This is a genomic window from Paradesertivirga mongoliensis (assembly GCF_024436395.1).
Taxonomy (GTDB): domain Bacteria; phylum Bacteroidota; class Bacteroidia; order Sphingobacteriales; family Sphingobacteriaceae; genus Paradesertivirga; species Paradesertivirga mongoliensis.
On sequence record NZ_JAFMZO010000003.1, the window covers coordinates 307,702 to 325,910 of the forward strand.

At 42.3% G+C, this 18,209-nt stretch carries 13 protein-coding genes; 9 read left to right on the forward strand and 4 right to left on the reverse strand.

Annotated features, from left to right (window positions below):
- Nucleotides 1–63 precede the first annotated feature (63 nt).
- The gene (gene purL / locus J3P43_RS12595; protein WP_255902915.1) at nt 64–3,747 is read left to right on the forward strand and encodes a phosphoribosylformylglycinamidine synthase; all 3,684 of its coding nucleotides are present in this window, start codon (nt 64–66) and stop codon (nt 3,745–3,747) included.
- Nucleotides 3,748–3,812: 65 nt separating this feature from the next.
- Here purL and J3P43_RS12600 read toward each other — a convergent pair whose 3' ends face one another.
- The gene (locus J3P43_RS12600) at nt 3,813–4,526 is read right to left on the reverse strand and encodes a tRNA1(Val) (adenine(37)-N6)-methyltransferase (protein ID WP_255902916.1); all 714 of its coding nucleotides are present in this window, start codon (nt 4,524–4,526) and stop codon (nt 3,813–3,815) included.
- A 171-nt stretch (nt 4,527–4,697) separates the two neighbouring features.
- The gene (locus J3P43_RS12605) at nt 4,698–5,546 is read right to left on the reverse strand and encodes an energy transducer TonB (protein ID WP_255902917.1); all 849 of its coding nucleotides are present in this window, start codon (nt 5,544–5,546) and stop codon (nt 4,698–4,700) included.
- A 305-nt stretch (nt 5,547–5,851) separates the two neighbouring features.
- Here J3P43_RS12605 and J3P43_RS12610 point away from each other — a divergent pair, with 305 nt between their 5' ends.
- Both J3P43_RS12610 and J3P43_RS12615 read left to right on the forward strand, forming a co-directional pair.
- Nucleotides 5,852–8,023, forward strand: a complete 2,172-nt coding sequence (locus tag J3P43_RS12610) for a glutamine synthetase III family protein (RefSeq protein ID WP_255902918.1) — start codon at nt 5,852–5,854, stop codon at nt 8,021–8,023.
- 171 nt (nt 8,024–8,194) lie between these two features.
- Nucleotides 8,195–9,373, forward strand: coding sequence for an AIR synthase related protein (locus tag J3P43_RS12615; protein WP_255902919.1), 1,179 nt, complete (start codon nt 8,195–8,197; stop codon nt 9,371–9,373).
- Between the two features lie 64 nt (nt 9,374–9,437).
- On the opposite strand, the gene J3P43_RS12620 is transcribed toward J3P43_RS12615, so the two are convergent.
- A complete protein-coding gene (locus J3P43_RS12620; protein WP_255902920.1) occupies nt 9,438–12,554 on the reverse strand; it encodes a TonB-dependent receptor in 3,117 nt (1,038 codons plus the stop codon).
- Between the two features lie 270 nt (nt 12,555–12,824).
- Here J3P43_RS12620 and lpdA point away from each other — a divergent pair, with 270 nt between their 5' ends.
- The 6 genes from lpdA to J3P43_RS12650 all read left to right on the forward strand — a co-directional run bounded on the left by lpdA (nt 12,825) and on the right by J3P43_RS12650 (nt 17,607).
- Entirely contained in the window at nt 12,825–14,213 is a 1,389-nt protein-coding gene (lpdA, locus tag J3P43_RS12625; RefSeq protein WP_255902921.1) for a dihydrolipoyl dehydrogenase, read from the forward strand.
- 93 nt (nt 14,214–14,306) lie between these two features.
- Nucleotides 14,307–14,624 (forward strand): DMT family transporter, encoded by a 318-nt coding sequence (locus J3P43_RS12630; RefSeq protein ID WP_255902922.1) that lies wholly within the window; start codon nt 14,307–14,309, stop codon nt 14,622–14,624.
- Nucleotides 14,625–15,461, forward strand: coding sequence for an MBL fold metallo-hydrolase (locus tag J3P43_RS12635; protein WP_255902923.1), 837 nt, complete (start codon nt 14,625–14,627; stop codon nt 15,459–15,461).
- Between the two features lie 255 nt (nt 15,462–15,716).
- Nucleotides 15,717–16,577, forward strand: coding sequence for a sigma-70 family RNA polymerase sigma factor (locus J3P43_RS12640; RefSeq protein ID WP_255902924.1), 861 nt, complete (start codon nt 15,717–15,719; stop codon nt 16,575–16,577).
- Nucleotides 16,578–16,673: 96 nt separating this feature from the next.
- Nucleotides 16,674–16,967 carry a hypothetical protein gene (locus J3P43_RS12645; protein WP_255902925.1) on the forward strand — a complete coding sequence of 98 codons (294 nt, stop codon included), beginning with the start codon at nt 16,674–16,676 and terminating at the stop codon, nt 16,965–16,967.
- Nucleotides 16,960–17,607, forward strand: coding sequence for an ATP-binding cassette domain-containing protein (locus J3P43_RS12650; RefSeq protein ID WP_255902926.1), 648 nt, complete (start codon nt 16,960–16,962; stop codon nt 17,605–17,607). The genes J3P43_RS12645 and J3P43_RS12650 overlap by 8 nt, the downstream gene beginning before the upstream one ends.
- A 53-nt stretch (nt 17,608–17,660) precedes the next feature.
- Here the strand turns inward: J3P43_RS12650 and J3P43_RS12655 are convergent, their stop codons facing one another.
- A complete protein-coding gene (locus J3P43_RS12655; RefSeq protein ID WP_255902927.1) occupies nt 17,661–18,146 on the reverse strand; it encodes a hypothetical protein in 486 nt (161 codons plus the stop codon).
- Nucleotides 18,147–18,209 lie beyond the last annotated feature (63 nt).

The window sequence follows — 18,209 nt, forward strand, 5'->3', positions numbered from 1 at the left end:
TCTTTACAGCAATAGCCTAAAATTGAAATTTAAACGGTAAATTTGCACCTTTAAAAATTCCGCATGATTCATTTCTTTTCAAGCTCATCCGACATCGTTTTTGCTTTACAATCTGAACAGACCCTGACTGCCACCGATATCTCCAAATTGGAGTGGTTATTTGGCGGGGCGGGTGTACAACCGGCTGAAGCACTGGACGGTTATTTTGTTGGCCCCCGCAAAGCCATGATCACCCCATGGAGCACAAATGCCGTGGAGATTACACAGAATATGGGTATTAAGGGTATCATCAGGATTGAGGAATTTAAAAAGGTATCAAAAGACTTTGCGGATTTCGATCCGATGATCTCCCAGAAATTTGAACAGCTGAACCAGGATCTTTATACCATCGACATCAAACCGGAACCGATTCTGGAGATCACAAATATTGCAGCTTATAATACAGAGCAAGGACTTTCACTAAGCGACGACGAGGTGGATTACCTGAATAATCTTGCAGCAAAGCTGGGAAGACCGTTGACCGATTCGGAAGTTTTCGGATTTTCGCAGGTAAATTCCGAGCACTGCCGGCACAAAATATTTAACGGGAAGTTTGTAATCGACGGGGTAGAACAGGATATGTCGCTGTTCAAATTGATTCGTAAAACTTCGGAAACTAATCCCAACGATATAGTCTCGGCCTACAAAGACAATGTAGCTTTTATCAAAGGTCCGCGTGTACAGCAATTCGCTCCAAAGCGGGCCGATGAACCTGACTATTACGCGATTAGCGATTTCGAATCAGTCATTTCGGTTAAAGCCGAAACTCATAATTTCCCCACAACTGTAGAACCGTTTAACGGTGCAGCAACAGGTTCTGGTGGCGAAATCCGCGACCGGCTGGCTGGCGGACTTGGCTCACTCCCTTTGGCAGGGACAGCGGTTTACATGACCGCCTTGTCACGACTGGAAGAAAACCGGCCATGGGAAAAAGGTGTGAAGGAACGTGATTGGTTATATCAAACGCCAATGGACATCCTTATCAAAGCTTCCAACGGAGCAACAGACTTCGGAAATAAATTTGGTCAGCCACTAATCACGGGTTCTGTTCTAACATTTGAGCATGAAGAGCATTCCGACGATCCCGAAATGTCACAAAGATTGGGCTACGACAAAGTGATCATGCTTGCCGGCGGTGTGGGTTATGGCAAAGCCGATCAGGCAAAAAAGCTGCAGCCTAAAGCCGGTGATAATATTGTGGTTCTTGGTGGAGAAAACTACCGGATTGGAATGGGGGGTGCAGCAGTTTCCTCCGCCGATACAGGAGCTTTTGCAGCCGGAATTGAATTAAACGCAGTACAACGTTCTAACCCCGAAATGCAGAAAAGAGCCGCTAATGCAATCCGCGGCATGGTAGAGAGCGATAAGAATTCCATTATTTCGATACACGATCACGGTGCTGGCGGCCATCTCAATTGCTTGTCGGAACTGGTGGAAGAAACCGGTGGAAAGATTGACCTCGATAAACTCCCGGTAGGAGACCCGACCCTATCTGCTAAAGAAATTATAGGCAACGAATCACAGGAACGTATCGGTTTAATTATCGGCAACGACGACCTGGCAACGCTGCAAAAAATAGCAGATCGCGAACGCTCTCCAATGTACACGGTGGGCAAAGTTACCGGCGATCATCGTTTTACCTTCGAATCTGCGAGTACCGGCCTAAAACCTATGGATCTGGAGCTTGGTGATATGTTTGGAAGCTCCCCTAAAGTGGTGATGGAAGACCAAACATTACAGCGGGAATATCAACCGGTAGTTTACGATGCTAAACAGATCTACCAGTACCTCGATCAGGTCCTACAATTAGAAGCGGTAGCGGCAAAAGACTGGCTCACCAACAAGGTAGACCGCTGCGTAGGCGGTCGTGTGGCGAAACAGCAATGTGCTGGCCCTCTGCAGCTCCCACTGAACAACTGCGGAGTAATGGCCCTTGATTTCCAGGGAAAAGAAGGAATTGCAACTTCGATAGGCCACGCTCCTGTTTCAGCTTTAATCAACCCCGCCGCGGGCAGCAGAAACGCAATTGCCGAATCGCTTTCCAATATTGTTTGGGCGCCGCTTAAAGACGGATTAAAAAGCGTCTCTCTTTCTGCCAACTGGATGTGGGCCTGCAAAAACAAAGGTGAGGATGCTCGTCTTTATGCCGCAGTAAAAGCCTGTTCGGACTTCGCTATCGAACTGGGGATTAATATCCCGACCGGGAAGGATTCCTTATCCATGAAGCAGAAATATAAGGATGGTGAGGTGATTGCACCCGGCACCGTAATCATTTCTGCGGCTGGTAATTGCGATGACATCCGGAAGGTAGTTGAGCCTGTTCTTCAAAAAGACGGCGGAGCGATTTATTATATCAACCTGTCCGCCGACGATTATCACCTCGGGGGATCATCATTCGCACAGATACTAAACAAGGTTGGTTCAGAAACACCCGACGTAAAAGATGCAGCTCAATTAAAGCTGACCTTTAATACTATTCAGCAACTAATTCGCGAAGAAAAAATTCAAGCGGGTCATGATATTGGCAGCGGTGGCTTAATTACTACACTTTTGGAGCTTTGCTTTGCCGACCGGGATTTAGGTGCCGTAATAGATCTTTCATCCCTAAGCGAAACAGACAGCATCAAAGTTCTTTTCTCTGAAAATATCGGCATTGTTTTCCAGGCTGATATAACGGCTGAAGAAATCCTTAAGGCCAATGGCGTACGCTATCATAAAATTGGTGAGGTAAGCTCTTCTCCTACTCTCGAATTAAAAAACAATAACGAAAGCTTCAGTTTTGATATCGATAAGCTACGTGATACCTGGTTCAAAACTTCTTACCTGCTGGACGAGAAGCAAACCGGTGCGGGACTGGCAAAAGAGAGGTACAACAACTATAAAAACCAAGCTCTAAAATATTCGTTCCCTAAGCATTTTGACGGAAGAAAACCAGCGATTGACGGCCATAAACCACGACCAAAGGCTGCTATAATCAGGGAGAAAGGAAGCAATTCTGAACGGGAACTTGCCAACGCGATGTATCTGGCAGGATTTGACGTAAAGGACGTACACATGACCGATCTCATCTATGGTCGTGAAACATTAGAAGATATCCAGTTTATAGGTGCCGTTGGAGGATTTTCCAACTCAGATGTTTTAGGATCAGCGAAGGGCTGGGCCGGCGCATTTCTTTATAACGAAAAAGCCAGAACTGCTCTTGAAAAGTTTTTTGCCCGTGAGGATACGCTATCGGTTGGAATCTGTAATGGCTGTCAGTTGTTCGTAGAACTCGGTCTTATTAATAGCGATCATGATGACAAACCTAAAATGCTTCATAATAAAAGTGGTAAACACGAAAGTATTTTCACGTCGTTAACTATTGCTGAAAATAAATCGGTAATGCTGTCGTCGCTGGCAGGAAGTACTCTAGGTGTTTGGGTGTCGCACGGAGAGGGTCGCTTCCATTTACCTTACGGCGAAGAACGATATGAAATTGTAGCAAAATATGCATACGAAAGCTATCCCGCAAATCCTAACGGTTCGCATTACAATACGGCAATGATCTGTGATACAACCGGCAGGCATTTAGTGATGATGCCGCATATCGAAAGATCTATCTTCCAATGGAACTGGGCGTATTATCCTAAAGGACGCAAAGATGAAGTTTCGCCATGGATAGAAGCATTTGTTAATGCACGGAAGTGGTTGGAAGAGAAAAATAAGTAATCCGGCATTTACTCTAGCCTGACATCTTTTTAAACCCGTCAGCAGTTAAAAACTGGCGGGTTTAACTAAAATATGGTCAGGAAGTCTCTCAAGGCTTTGCGATACTCGGCAGAGTATTCTTTCTGCCCCCGATAAATCACAAAGTCACGTTTCGTAAATCCCTCCTTTTCATATCCCAGCGAAATAATAGAACGGTGAGGTTCATTATTCGCAAAGGATTTCACATCGATCTGGCTTTCTGGATAAAGTCCCTGTAAGGCCGCGAGCTGGGTAACTTTTTCTGCGATAGCAACTGGAAGGACAAGACAGAGCGTACCACCTGCTGTAAGATGCTGGCTGGCAAACATTACCAGTTCTTCAAAAAATTCATAGTTGGTATGCCGTGCCTGCTTTTTCTGCTGATTAGGGTTTACCAAAGAATTTAGAAAGAATGGTGGATTGCTGACAATTAAATCATATCGCTTATCAGGGTGTTCTTGGGAAAAGTTTTGAAAGGAATTGTTATGTACTTTTAATCTGTCTGAAAATCTCGAATTATTAAAATTCATTAAGGCCGTTTCATAAGCGGCCTGGTCAATTTCAATAGCTTCTATCTGAGCGCGGAAAACCCGCTGCGCAAGCATCAATGCAATTACTCCGGTACCGGTTCCAATATCAAGTATCGAATCGGGATCGCCCGACTGAACAAGAGCCCCAAGTAACACACCATCAGTATTTATCTTCATTCCGCAGCCGGATTGATCAATCGAAAACTGCTTGAAATGAAAAAGATCAGCCATATATTTGAGCTAATTTAACTGTTTTACCTTATCCAGGTTTGCTTTGAGCTAGCAGGAGTTAAGAACGCTGTAAAACTAGAAAAAATGCGGAAATGAAGGGTCGTTTTTCAATATAAAAGAAAGGCCTCACCTTTTTGGATGAAGCCTTCACAATCATAGAACCAAATTTCTTTACTCTCCCAATTGAAAACTTAGCGGTATAGTATATTGCACCCTTACCTTTCTGTCGTTTTGAATACCTGGCTTCCAGGCCGGTGACTTTTTAAGTACCCGTGCCGCCTCTTCATCGCATCCATAGCCAATTCCTCGTAACACTTTAATATCTGTAAGTTGGCCATCCCGCTCCACGATAAAACTCACAAAGACTTTTCCGGAAACTCCGGCTTCAGCTGCCCGAACCGGGTATTTCAAGTTCCTTTGCAGAAATTTTGCAAAGGCTTCCATCCCGCCAGGAAATTCTGGATATTCCGCCAGCAAAGCGACAGAGACCGGCTCATTATTTCCCTCAGCACCAGCCCCTTGTGTTCCTTGTCCATTTCCGGTGCCTGATTTTATCGGATTAAGATCTTTTGCCGCCGCCTCTCCTTTAGAGTCTATATTGCTTATAACGGAATGTTCCAGTTCATCAACAGTAGGTGGTTCAACGGCATCCTGCGTACTAACAACAACCGGTGTCACAAACCGCTTAGTTTCCAGTTTAATAGCTTCGGTCTTTGGTATCGCTGCGGCTGGCGCAGGCGCTTCTACCTTCGGCGGGATGGGTGGCGGCAAGTCTACTACTATAATTTTCTCTGGGTCTGGCTCAGTGACAATGTCTGCTATAGGCTTGCTCAAAACCTTTTGCTTAAGCAGTGGATACGCTACCAGCAACGAAACACCGAACGATACAATAAGCAGCGACATTGCAAGCCGCTTGTTGTAATTCTGTCTAAGTTCGTAAGCGCCATAACTTTTGTTGCGGTTTGCAAATACCAAATCGAGCCACTCGGTTTGATAAATAGTTGATTTGAGGCTGAACATAAGGTTGTCTTTTCTTTATAGATGGAGAAGCGCTTTCTATTCCATACTTAACCGAAAAGATTTTTTTGAACAGCGGGTTTTTGACCGGAGCATCTCTCAGCCTTTAGACGGCCTTGTGGCAGCAAGGAAAAAAGCCTGATGGTGCCGCGCCTCGACAGTCTAAATTTCGACCAAATCGATAAACAGCAAATTAATTTTGGCGCTTTTTTTAAACATTAATTGGATGAATGCCATAAAATGCAAATCTTTGAGGCACAATTCGATGCTTTTATTTAACATTTAACACAAAAAACCAAAATTATATCATGTCGAGTCTTCGTTTTCAAGCGCTCAATACCGTTTTAACCAGAAATGTACCCGAGGTAAAGCTTCCGGCAAAGCTATCAGAAATCTATGCCTGCAATGTTTTCGATAAAAAGAAAATGAAAGAATTCCTTTCAGAGGAAGCAATGGATAGTGTAAATGATTCTATTATCCATGGTGCATCTATTGAAAGAGACGTTGCTGAACAAGTGGCTGCGGCGATGAAGTCCTGGGCAATTAGTTTGGGTGCCACTCATTACACCCACTGGTTTCAACCCTTAACAGGATCAACGGCAGAAAAACACGATTCGTTTTTTGAACCAAGTCATGATGGTATGGCGATGGAGAAATTTTCTGGCGACGCTTTAGCACAACAAGAACCGGATGCATCGAGCTTTCCAAACGGAGGAATCAGAAGTACATTCGAAGCACGCGGATATACTGCATGGGATCCTTCATCCCCGGCATTTATTATAGGAAGCACGCTTTGTATACCTACTGTGTTTATTGCTTACACAGGTGAGGCTTTAGATTATAAGGCTCCATTGTTAAAAGCGCTTTCGGCTCTGGATAAAGCTGCCGTTGGAGTTGCACAGTATTTTGATAAAGGGATTGAAAAGGTAAACGCTTCTTTAGGTATCGAACAAGAATATTTTTTGGTTGATCTGGCTTTATTCAATGCCCGTCCCGACCTGCACTTAACAGGAAGAGCACTTTTTGGCCACATGTCGGCTAAGAACCAGCAACTGGAAGACCACTATTTCGGTTCTATTCCTGAGCGTGTGCTCGCTTATATGCAAGATCTCGAGGTTGAATCGATTAAACTCGGTATACCTTTAAAAACCCGCCATAATGAGGTTGCTCCGTCTCAGTTCGAGTGCGCACCCTTATACGAGGAAATTAACCTAGCCATCGACCACAATCAGTTGTTGATGGACATCATGGATAAAGTGGCCCGTCGCCATAACTTTAAAGTATTATTACACGAAAAGCCTTTCGCAGGAATAAACGGCTCTGGTAAACATAATAACTGGTCGCTAATTACCAACACCGGCAAAAACTTACTTTCACCAGGAAAAACGCCGAAAAACAACCTGATGTTCCTAACATTTTTCGTGAACACTATCAGAGCTGTTTATGAGCATGCAGATTTGTTGAGAGCGTCTATCGCATCTGTTAACAATGACCATCGCCTTGGGGCGAATGAGGCTCCTCCGGCCATTATTTCGATTTTCCTGGGTAGCCAGCTAAGTCAGGTACTGGACGAAATAGAGTCGTCTCGTGTAACCTCAAAAATGAAACAGGAAAATGCTTTATGGACGAATATTCCTAAAGTACCTCAAATTTTATTAGACAACACCGACCGCAACCGTACATCTCCGTTTGCCTTTACAGGAAATAAATTCGAGTTACGTGCAGTAGGTTCTTCGGCAAATTCTGCGGATCCGATGACTGTGTTAAACACGATCGTTGCTGAGCAGCTAAATAAATTCAAATTTGAGGTTGACAAACTTCTTAAAAAAGGCGAGAAAAAAGATGTGGCTTTGATGACTGTGATCAAACGTTACATCAAAGAATCTAAAGCCATCCGCTTTGAAGGAAACGGCTATAGCGACGAATGGGCACAGGAAGCAGAAGGAAGAGGTTTATCGAATATTAAAACCACTCCAAAAGCTCTTGATGCTTTAGTGTCTGATAAAACTCAGAAGTTATTCGAAGACATGGGTGTTTACAGCAAACGTGAAGCCCATGCCCGCCACGACATCCTTTTGGAGAACTACTACAAGAAACTTCAGATCGAAGCACGTGTAATGGGGGAAATGGTTAACAACGTGATTATTCCTGCTGCAATCTCTTATCAAACCGAATTAATAGATAACGTAAAAGGCCTGAAAGAAATTGGTTTAGGTAAAGAAACCTACACAGCACAGGTTGAAATCATCTCTAAAATCTCAGAGCATATTAATACAATTAGCTCCGATGTGCGCGCCATGGTTGATGAACGGAAAAAGGCCAACGTTATTGAGAGCACTCGCGATAAAGCCATCGCTTACGATGAAAATGTAAAATCGCACTTTGAGCAAATCCGCTATCATGTTGACAAGCTTGAGCAAGTGGTAGCAGATAATAAATGGCCTTTGCCAAAATTCAGAGAACTACTATTTATTAAATAGTCTGAACTAATATTATAGAGAAAGTCTCGCGTAAATGCGGGACTTTCTTGTTTTACCGTATCCTGCAAAGGATTCGAACGATAGGTTAAACTGGTTCCGAACAGTCTGATATCCCGTACTATCTCACATCTCATATCTGATATCTCATATCTAAGTCCTATTTTTGCGCCGATGTCAGATCTTAAATACAATCAGCGTGGCGTTTCCGCCGGTAAAGAAGATGTTCATAATGCCATAAAAAACATTGACAAGGGCTTATTTCCAAAAGCATTCTGCAAAATCATCCCGGATATTTTGGGTGGAGATAAGGATTGGTGCAATATCATGCATGCCGACGGGGCAGGCACAAAATCGTCATTAGCCTATATCTACTGGAAAGAAACCGGCGATATTTCCGTATGGAGAGGAATTGCACAGGACGCTATTATTATGAATCTGGACGATCTGTTATGCGTCGGCGCAACAGATAACATTTTACTCTCATCTACCATAGGAAGAAATAAAAACCTTATTCCCGGGGAAGTGATTGCAGAGATCATTAACGGTACTGAAGAAATTTTAGCCGAATTGCGTGAGCTTGGAATAGGCATCTATTCGACCGGGGGCGAAACGGCCGACGTAGGAGACCTTGTACGCACCATTATTGTGGATTCTACTGTAACCTGCCGCATGAAACGAGATGAGGTGGTTTCGAACGACAGAATTAAAGCAGGCAATGTTATTGTAGGCTTAAGCTCGTACGGGCAAACGTCTTACGAAAAAGAATACAACGGCGGTATGGGCTCCAACGGCTTAACATCCGCCCGGCACGATGTTTTTCATAAATATGTGGCCGAAAAATATCCGGAAAGCTACGATGCGGCTGTGCCTTATGAGTTGGTCTTTGCCGGAAATAAAAAGCTCACTGATGAAATTGAGATCGGTAATGGAAAAAGCATCTCAGCAGGAAAGCTGGTTCTGTCTCCTACCCGCACCTATGCTCCGGTTATCAAAACTATTCTCGACAAACATCGCTCTCACATAAATGGCATGGTACATTGCAGTGGTGGAGCGCAAACCAAAGTACTCCATTTTGTCGACAATTTGCATATTATTAAAGATAATCTCTTCCCTATCCCTCCTCTTTTTAAATTAATTCAGGAACAATCAGGCACTAGTTGGGAAGAGATGTATAAGGTGTTTAATATGGGGCACCGTATGGAAATTTATGTACCTGAGGAAATTGCTGGCGACATTATTAATATTTCTGAAAGCTTTAATATTGATGCGCAGATTGTGGGGAGGGTAGAGAGCGCAGAGCAGAAACAGGTTACCATAACCTCAGAGTTTGGAAAGTTCACATATCAATAAAAAACGCATTAAACAGAAAGCCCTGCCGAAATGGCGGGGCTTTCTGTTTAGTTTGATCTCTTGTTTAATTAAAGATATACCTTACACCAAATTGCGCTTCCCATCTCGAACTGGTTTGACTTACCTGATAGGCAGTACCGCCGTTAGGAGACCTGAAGGTGAATCCGCCTCCGCCACTGGTTGAATAATTTATTAAAGTTGAAGCGTTATTGCCCAGAGAATAGCCTCTACCCCATTCCTTATTAATCAGATTGCCAACGTTAAACACATCAACAGAAAGCTGAATTCTATTCGTAGTACCTTTTACCAAACCACCCAAATCTTGCAATAACCTTACATCAAAAGCATGTTGCCAAGGCATTCTTGCACCAAAGCGCTCAACGTACTGGCCTCTTCTTCCTCGCAAATAAGGATCGTTTTCAATAAATGAATTCAACTCATCCCATTGCTGAGCAGTAGTGAGTGCCGGATTTGACCCAGAGGCTGATAAAGGCACCAACTTAATTTCAGAAGCTGTTCTTGGAACGTAGATTAAGTCGTTTTGATTAGCACCGTCTCCATTTAAATCTCCGTTATAAACGTAGGATACCGGCTCGCCCGACCTGCCCGCATAAAACATGGAGAAGGTAGTACCAAACAACTTATTTTTTCCATATTGAACACCATAATTTAGACTTCCAACGATTCTGTGCCTTAAATCCCATCTCGAGTAATCAAGTTGCGGATTATTCGCATCAAGAACGATCTGATTAAACTGCCAGTTTGATCGGGCAGTTGAGCTGGTTCCGCCGTTGATGTCCCTGGCTTCTCCATAAGTATAAGCAATCGATGTATTAAGACCGAAATTAAATGCCTTTTGCAATTGGGCTGTGTATGTATAAGACGAGCCTCTACTTGTGTTCGTCAACAGAATAGCATTTGTAACAGTTGAACTAACCTTGCCCCCATAAGTTGGGCGTAAATCGTTTCCACCCGATAAAGCAGGGTTCAAAGTCCCTGTTCGACCTTTAATGTTGATATCAGAATAGCTGATACCGTTCATCGTTTTATTATAAATCGCTTCAAGGGTAGTAACAATACCACCAGGCAATTTAAAATCGGCGGCAAAGTTAGATCTGAAGGTTTGAGGCAATAAAAAATTCTCACCCACTAAATTCAATTCATAGGTCGAAACAGGCCCTCCTACCGTCGACTGCTTTTGAGGGTCTGGCTCAAACGTTGCAGGGCCCGGGTTCCGTTGGTTAACGGTTGCAAACAACACTCCGTTATTTGTAAACTGGTTTGACAGCCAAACAAATGGCACTCTTCCAGTAAACAATCCTGTACCGCCACGAAGCTGAAGCTTTTTATTTCCAAAAACATCATAATTGAAACCAAAGCGCGGTGAAGGTATAGGAGAGCTTTTTGGAGTTATGTTTGTTTTGTACCCAAACGCCGTCTCAGCTAATGGATTCCTCTCGGGAGTCTGATTGAACACCGGAATATCTACACGAAAACCAATGGTTAACTTTAGATTTGGTGTGGCGAGCATCTCATCCTGCCAATAAAACCCTAATTGAGCTGCAGAAAAATTAGCTTCGCCAGGGTTGCTTGTTATAGGGGTGGTGGACTCGGCAGTTAAGGGTTTATTATTATTAAAGTCTTCAAGACTGTTGAATTGCCAATAACCATACCGGTTGTTAACAAAGAGGTTCCTGAATTTAAAAAACTCATTATGTGTACCAAAAGTTAGCGTATGGTTACCCAGAAAGACCTTAAAATTGTCAGTTAATTCCAGAATGTCCTGATCTAATTGATTTGATGTGCTGCTTCTCTCAGAACCAAAGTTTAGCTGATTGGAGGAACTTCCATTGATATTATTTATCTGAACATGGGGAAATAAGCCTCCAAAAGTACTTCTTGCATCTCTTACAGTGCTGTAACCGATAATCAAGTTATTCGACAAACTTTTTGAGATTGAGCTTCTCAATTCAAGAACAGATATGTGCTGCGTGTTATTATTACGCCCGCCGTTATTTCCAAACCGAAAGTTATTTGCAGTACGTGTAAACGCATCGTCGAACGCTTTTATATAGTTGTGGCGAAGCATTAACTGATTTTTGCTATTAATATTCCAATCTAAACGTCCGAATACTTTATCACTTTGAGTTTTAGTAGGAATAACACCGAAACCACCAACATCATATCCATATTTGGTTTGCACCGACGTTGCTATATCCTGAGCTTGAGCCACAGTTAGCAAGGCACCCGGATCGCCAGCGTTTAGTACGCTTGGAGATTCTATCCTGCCTAGTTCACCATTCACAAAGAAGAATAGTTTGTCTTTAACTACGGGCCCACCAAGTCTGAAGCCATATTGTCCGTTTGTAAATTCGTTGGCTTTTAATCCATTAGGCTGCTTACCAACAGTCTTTTCGCTTCTAGTATAGAAATAGGCCGAGCCTTCAAATTTATTTGTTCCAGAACGTGTAACTGCATTCACACCTGCACCGGTAAAGTTACCATACGATACATCATAAGGAGCTAGTACGACCTGTATCTCTTGTATTGCATCTAGTGAAATAGGCTGAGTATTGGAACCGCTACCAGGTGTAATAGCGGTACTTGATGCGGCAAACACATCATTATTTACAGCACCATCTATTGTGATATTATTAAACCTGCTGTTTTGGCCACCAAAAGAGTTTCCATTTGATTGTGGGGTCAGGCGCCAATAGTCAGACAATGATCGATTAAGGGTTGGCAACTCCTCAATCTGCTCTCTGCTTACACTTGTAGAAGCACCGGTGCGGCGGCTGTTAAATATATTATCGCGAGTTCCAACAACCACAACTTCCTTCAGTCCTACTTCGCCTGTACGCAATACCTGATTTAATAAATACGGTTCGCCTAGTTGAATCGAAATGTTGTTTTTTGTTTCAGTCGCAAATCCCAAGTAAGAAATAGTGACAACATATGGCCCACCGACCCGCATATTCGGTATCGTATAACGCCCTTCGGTGTTAGTCGTTGAGCCGTAAGCAGTTCCCGTCGGCTGATGAGTTGCCTTAATAGTAGCTCCAATTAGCGGTTCACCATCGTCATCTTTTACCGTCCCGGTTAAGCTGCCTGAAGTGACTTGTGCATCCAATCTTGCAGCACTAATTAGCATCAAAAATGTAATAAGTAAATACCTCCTCATAAACTGCCTGTGATTTTATATTTCATAAAGGTAGAAATCGGTTTTTACATTATCTAATCCAAAACCTTCAATTAATAAAAACTTAACAACAAGCAAAAGGTTTTTTAATTAATATTCTAATAAACGTTCGTTTTTGTTAAAAACGAACATTGTTTTTTCCCATTTGTGAAAAAGTTTAGTTAACATGTCCTTAACAAGAGAATTTATACCTAAAAACCCCCCTACAATTCGTAGATTTGGCCCGGTCAAAAAAATTTAACTAGAATTCTCATGAATTACGACTTAATCGTTATTGGAAGCGGCCCCGGAGGTTATGTAGCGGCCATCAGAGCTTCGCAACTCGGCTTAAAAACCGCTATTATTGAACGCGAATCGCTTGGCGGGATTTGCCTTAACTGGGGATGTATCCCAACAAAAGCTCTTCTAAAAAGCGCACAGGTTTTCGAATATATTAATCACGCAGCTGATTACGGAATAAAGGTACAAGGTGGCGAAGCTGATTTTGGCGCCGTAATTAAACGTAGTCGGGGTGTTGCAGATGGAATGAGCAAGGGAATTCAGTTCCTGATGAAAAAAAATAAGATAGATGTCATTATGGGCACCGCTAAAATTAAAAAAGGCGGAAAAGTTGACGTTAAAGCGGCCGATGGCTCATCAAAAGAATATACTGCTAAACACACTATCCTGGCAACTGGCGCCCGTTCACGAGAATTACCAAATCTTAAACAAGACGGCAAAAAGGTAATTGGTTACCGTCAGGCGATGAACCTGCCCGAACAACCGAAAAGCATGATCGTTGTCGGATCTGGAGCTATTGGAATCGAATTCGCCTACTTCTATAACGCATTAGGAACAAAAGTTACTGTGGTTGAATTTATGGACCGCATTGTTCCGGTTGAAGACGAAGAAATTTCGAAACAATTGGAACGAAGCCTTAAAAAAGCAGGAATCAGCATTTTAACAAACGCCAATGTTGAGTCGGTAGACACATCAGGAAATGGATGCAAAGCGCAAGTTAAAACCGCCGGAGGAACTGAAACTTTAGAAGCTGATATCGTTCTTTCTGCAGTGGGAATCACTCCTAATATTGAGAACCTCGGTCTTGAAGAAACTGGTGTAAAAACCGACCGTGGCCGTGTAGTGGTTGATCCATTCTACAAAACAAATATAGAGGGCGTTTATGCTATCGGAGATATCGTTGGCGGACAAGCGCTAGCACACGTGGCTTCCGCCGAAGGAATTATTTGTGTAGAAAAAATTGCAGGGCACCATCCCGAACCATTAAATTACAACAATATTCCGGGATGTACTTATTGCTCGCCTGAAATTGCTTCGGTGGGTTATACTGAAAAAGCAGCAAAAGAAGCTGGATATGAGATAAAAGTCGGCAAATTCCCTTTTTCCGCTTCTGGCAAAGCGAGTGCTGCAGGCACGAAAGATGGTTTTGTAAAAGTAATTTTTGACGCGAAATACGGAGAATTTTTGGGAGCTCATTTAATTGGAGCCAATGTTACCGAAATGATTGCCGAAGTGGTGGTAGCACGCAAGCTCGAAACTACCGGTATGGATATCGTAAAAACCGTACACCCTCACCCAACTATGAGCGAAGCGATCATGGAAGCTGCCGCCGATGCTTACGGTGAAGTGATACATTTGTAAGGTGAAAGCTTTTACTTAAAAACCTGCCAAATGGCAGGTTTTTTTTATTAAACTTGCCCGAAGCCATTACGCATCCAAACTAAAACATTCTTTATGGCCTGGATATATCTCATTCTTGGTGGTTTATTTGAAATAGGTTTTACTACCTGTTTAAAACTATCAAATAACTTCAGCAAACTTAGCTGGAGTATCGGTTTTTTTATCTGTATTACATTGAGCTTTATTCTGCTTAATAAAGCCATTCAGACCCTTCCCATGGGTACCGCCTATGCAGTCTGGACGGGCATCGGAGCTGCCGGCTCGGTGATAGTGGGCATTTTTATGTTCAAGGAGCCCTCAGATTTTTGGCGGCTATTCTTCCTGTTTTTGTTAATTGGCTCTATCCTTGGTTTAAAACTCGCTTCGAAATAAATGAACCTGTATTCGATAGAGACTGGTTATTTTAAGCTGGATGGCGGTGCGATGTTTGGTGTTGTTCCGAAAAGTATCTGGAGCAAAACGAATCCCGCTGACGAGAATAACCTATGCAGCCTGGCTATGCGTTCTTTGCTGATCGAAGATGGGAACCGGTTGGTTTTAGTGGATACCGGCATTGGAAATAAACAAAGTGAAAAGTTTCTCAGCTATTATTATTTACATGGGGACGATTCTTTAGAGAAATCATTATCCAAACACGGCTTTTCAAAAGATGATATTACCGATGTATTTTTAACTCATTTGCATCTCGATCACTCAGGTGGAGCCGTAGAGCGAGTCGACCAAAAGCTGGTCCCTGCATTTAAAAATGCCACCTATTGGAGCAATACGCAACACTGGGACTGGGCAATTTATCCGAATGACAGAGAAAAGGCGTCTTTTTTAAAAGAAAATATCCTTCCCCTTGAAGAAAGCGGGCAGTTAAAATTCATCGACCGGGATAATAACGAGTTAATCGGCTCCATCAAGACGAATTTCGCCTATGGACACACTGACGCAATGATGCTTCCGCAAGTTGTATATAAGGGGAGAACCATTTTATTTGCAGCCGATTTAATTCCCACTGCTGGGCATATCCCAATCCCATACGTTGCTGGTTATGATGTATATCCATTAATGGCAATGGACGAGAAAAAGGTATTTTTGAAGGAAGCTTTACAAAACGATTATATCCTTTTTATGGAACATGACGCGGTTAATGAATGTTGTACGCTGGTAGAGACAGAGAAGGGCATTCGGCTGGGAGAAACATTCAAGCTTAACGAAATATAAAATTTCCCGAGATCAGGTCATAATAAAAACTTTCGTTAAAAGAAAACTGCAAGCTCCTATTTACCACTTTGTTGTACGATTTGTCATCTCAACCTCACAAAAACCGTGTTTCCGACTTATATGGAACGATTTTTGTTAACAAACACTTTGATTTTAGAATAATTTTATTACAACTTTTCTACCTATTTCCCGTTAAAGTTTAACAATATTTATAACTTTGCACACGCTTTTTAAGAAAGGGGTATCGTACTTTAAATGAGACAACTCAAAATAACACAATCCATTACCAATCGTGAGTCGCAATCTCTCGACAAATACTTACACGAAATTGGTAAAGTAGACTTAATTACAGCTGAGGAAGAAGTAATTCTTGCTCAGAAAATTCGCGAAGGCGATCAGGCGGCACTTGAACGCCTAACAAAAACAAACTTACGTTTCGTAGTTTCTGTCGCTAAACAATATCAAAATCAAGGACTTACTTTAGGTGACCTTATAAATGAAGGAAATTTAGGTCTGATTAAAGCTGCAAAACGCTTTGATGAAACCAAAGGATTTAAATTCATCTCATATGCTGTATGGTGGATACGTCAGTCAATCCTGCAAGCTATTGCCGAGCAGTCGCGTATTGTTCGTTTACCATTGAATCAGGTAGGTTCATTAAGTAAAATAAGCAAGGCGTTTTCTAAGCTTGAGCAGGAATACGAGCGCGAGCCTTCTCCTGAGGAGTTAGCTGATACTCTTGAGACAACTGTTGACAAGATATCTGATACCTTGAGTAACTCGGGCCGGCATGTATCCATGGATGCGCCTTTTGTTCAGGGTGAAGAAAACACTTTGTTAGATGTATTGGAAAACGGCGAACAGAGCACGGACAGCAACCTGATCGATGAATCTTTGTCGGAAGAAATAAAACGTTCATTGCAAACGCTTACAGAGCGCGAGCGTGAAATTATTGTTCTTTTCTTTGGATTAGGAAGCAATCATCCTTTGTCTCTTGAAGAAATAGGTGAGAAATTTAACCTTACCCGCGAACGGGTAAGACAAATTAAAGACAAGGCGCTTCAACGTCTTCGCCATACCTCAAGAAGTAAGATTTTGAAATCTTATCTGGGATAATCAAAAATTAAAATATATCCAAAAAGGCTTGCACAATGCAGGCCTTTTTTGTTCCCGTAAATTTCGCCATATTGCGATAATGATACATCGCAGTTGATGGGAACCTACCTCACTTTCTATCGTTTACACCGTCTGAGTTTTATCGCTTCGAGCCTTCTTGCTCTGCTTGTCTATACCGAGACAGGTTATGCATCTTTAGCGATCCTGACCAAAGTGATTGTGCTGGCAGCGCTTATTTTTCTTTTTATTCCATCCATAAAGAAGAATTCTGCTTATTTCCAAAACCTCGGGTTTTCAGTCAGAAAAATCCTACTATGCGTGTCAATTATTGATTTCCTTGTATTAACCACTTTCATTATATCGATCAAGTTTGTAAAGAATTATGCTTGAAATCGACAGTGTAACTAAAAGCTTCGGAACGAGGAACATCCTGTCGGGCTGCTATTTAAATTGCAGGAAAGGTGAAGTGGTAGGGTTGCTCGGCAGAAACGGCTCAGGAAAATCTACCTTATTGAAAATTATATTTGGCTCGGTTAAAGCCGACTTTATGCACCTAAGAATCGACGAAGAGATAGTTATCAGAGGCAATACGAGCAAAAAAATCGCCTACCTTCCGCAACAAAGCTTTCTTCCATCTTTCTTTAAAGTAAGACAGCTCCTCTCTGAAGTTTCGCCAAAACTACTCACTGCCCCTATTCTTTCGTATCTAAACAAGATCAATGCAAATACTGTAAATCACTTATCCGGAGGAGAGCTGAAGTTTCTTGAATGTTTGTGGATCTTAAGTCGCGCCGCTCCTTACATCTTACTTGACGAGCCTTTTTCGGGAATATCTCCCTTACAAATAGAGCTGATTCAGGAGGCAATTTTATTATCGTCTCAACAAAAAGGGATTATACTTACTGATCATCTTTACCACCCTCTTTTAAAGATCAGCGAACGAATCGTTATGCTTAATAACAATGCCATTTATTCAATCAATGATGAAGACGATTTAATCAGACATCATTATTTACCCGATGTTAGCTAACAGATTTTCGCAGTCGGAGATTGTTCCGAGCGCAATCACGCAATTAGATAACATTAATACTGAGGACGATTTAAAATAGCTTCCTTTACTATTGCGTCTTTAAAGTCGAAGTCAGAATAAAAAATCTCTTCCTCCTGACTTGCTACAAAGTGGTGTTTATGCGGCATATGAAGAGCCTTATTTCTTATAACCTCTTCAACGGGTATCTCCGGATTCTCTAATTCTATTTTTGTGGGAATGGCAGACATCTCTTCCCGGTAAAGAGGCTCTTTGACCTGCTTTTCCACTCTTGGCTCTCTATAGGCCGGCTCGTAACGCGGCTCATTATATTTCTGAGGCTCATGCTGTTCAGCTACCGGTGGAGCAGGAACATATACCGGCTCTGGCTCAACCCATTCGGGATAGCTATCCCGGGATTCTTCGGGATACGGTTGAGATGGATTACGATTACGTGCTTCCTCCTGCCCCTTCTGGAAATTGGTATAAAATTTATAGGCCATATATGCAAGCCCTGCCAGAAATGGTAACATCTCTTCCATACAACCAAAGTACAACAAATTAAGATTTTAGCGGTAAAAAAATACATCAAACTTCTATAAAAA

Excerpts from the sequence above, each read along its gene's own strand:
- J3P43_RS12615 (WP_255902919.1), top strand. The coding sequence starts at position 8,195 with ATGTCAGATCTTAAATACAATCAGCGTGGCGTTTCCGCCGGTAAAGAA.
- J3P43_RS12635 (WP_255902923.1), top strand. The coding sequence starts at position 14,625 with ATGAACCTGTATTCGATAGAGACTGGTTATTTTAAGCTGGATGGCGGT.
- J3P43_RS12645 (WP_255902925.1), top strand. The coding sequence starts at position 16,674 with ATGGGAACCTACCTCACTTTCTATCGTTTACACCGTCTGAGTTTTATC.
- J3P43_RS12640 (WP_255902924.1), top strand. The coding sequence starts at position 15,717 with ATGAGACAACTCAAAATAACACAATCCATTACCAATCGTGAGTCGCAA.
- J3P43_RS12630 (WP_255902922.1), top strand. The coding sequence starts at position 14,307 with ATGGCCTGGATATATCTCATTCTTGGTGGTTTATTTGAAATAGGTTTT.
- lpdA (WP_255902921.1), top strand. The coding sequence starts at position 12,825 with ATGAATTACGACTTAATCGTTATTGGAAGCGGCCCCGGAGGTTATGTA.
- J3P43_RS12655 (WP_255902927.1), bottom strand. The coding sequence starts at position 18,146 with ATGGAAGAGATGTTACCATTTCTGGCAGGGCTTGCATATATGGCCTAT.
- J3P43_RS12600 (WP_255902916.1), bottom strand. The coding sequence starts at position 4,526 with ATGGCTGATCTTTTTCATTTCAAGCAGTTTTCGATTGATCAATCCGGC.
- J3P43_RS12610 (WP_255902918.1), top strand. The coding sequence starts at position 5,852 with ATGTCGAGTCTTCGTTTTCAAGCGCTCAATACCGTTTTAACCAGAAAT.
- J3P43_RS12620 (WP_255902920.1), bottom strand. The coding sequence starts at position 12,554 with ATGAGGAGGTATTTACTTATTACATTTTTGATGCTAATTAGTGCTGCA.
- J3P43_RS12605 (WP_255902917.1), bottom strand. The coding sequence starts at position 5,546 with ATGTTCAGCCTCAAATCAACTATTTATCAAACCGAGTGGCTCGATTTG.
- J3P43_RS12650 (WP_255902926.1), top strand. The coding sequence starts at position 16,960 with ATGCTTGAAATCGACAGTGTAACTAAAAGCTTCGGAACGAGGAACATC.
- purL (WP_255902915.1), top strand. The coding sequence starts at position 64 with ATGATTCATTTCTTTTCAAGCTCATCCGACATCGTTTTTGCTTTACAA.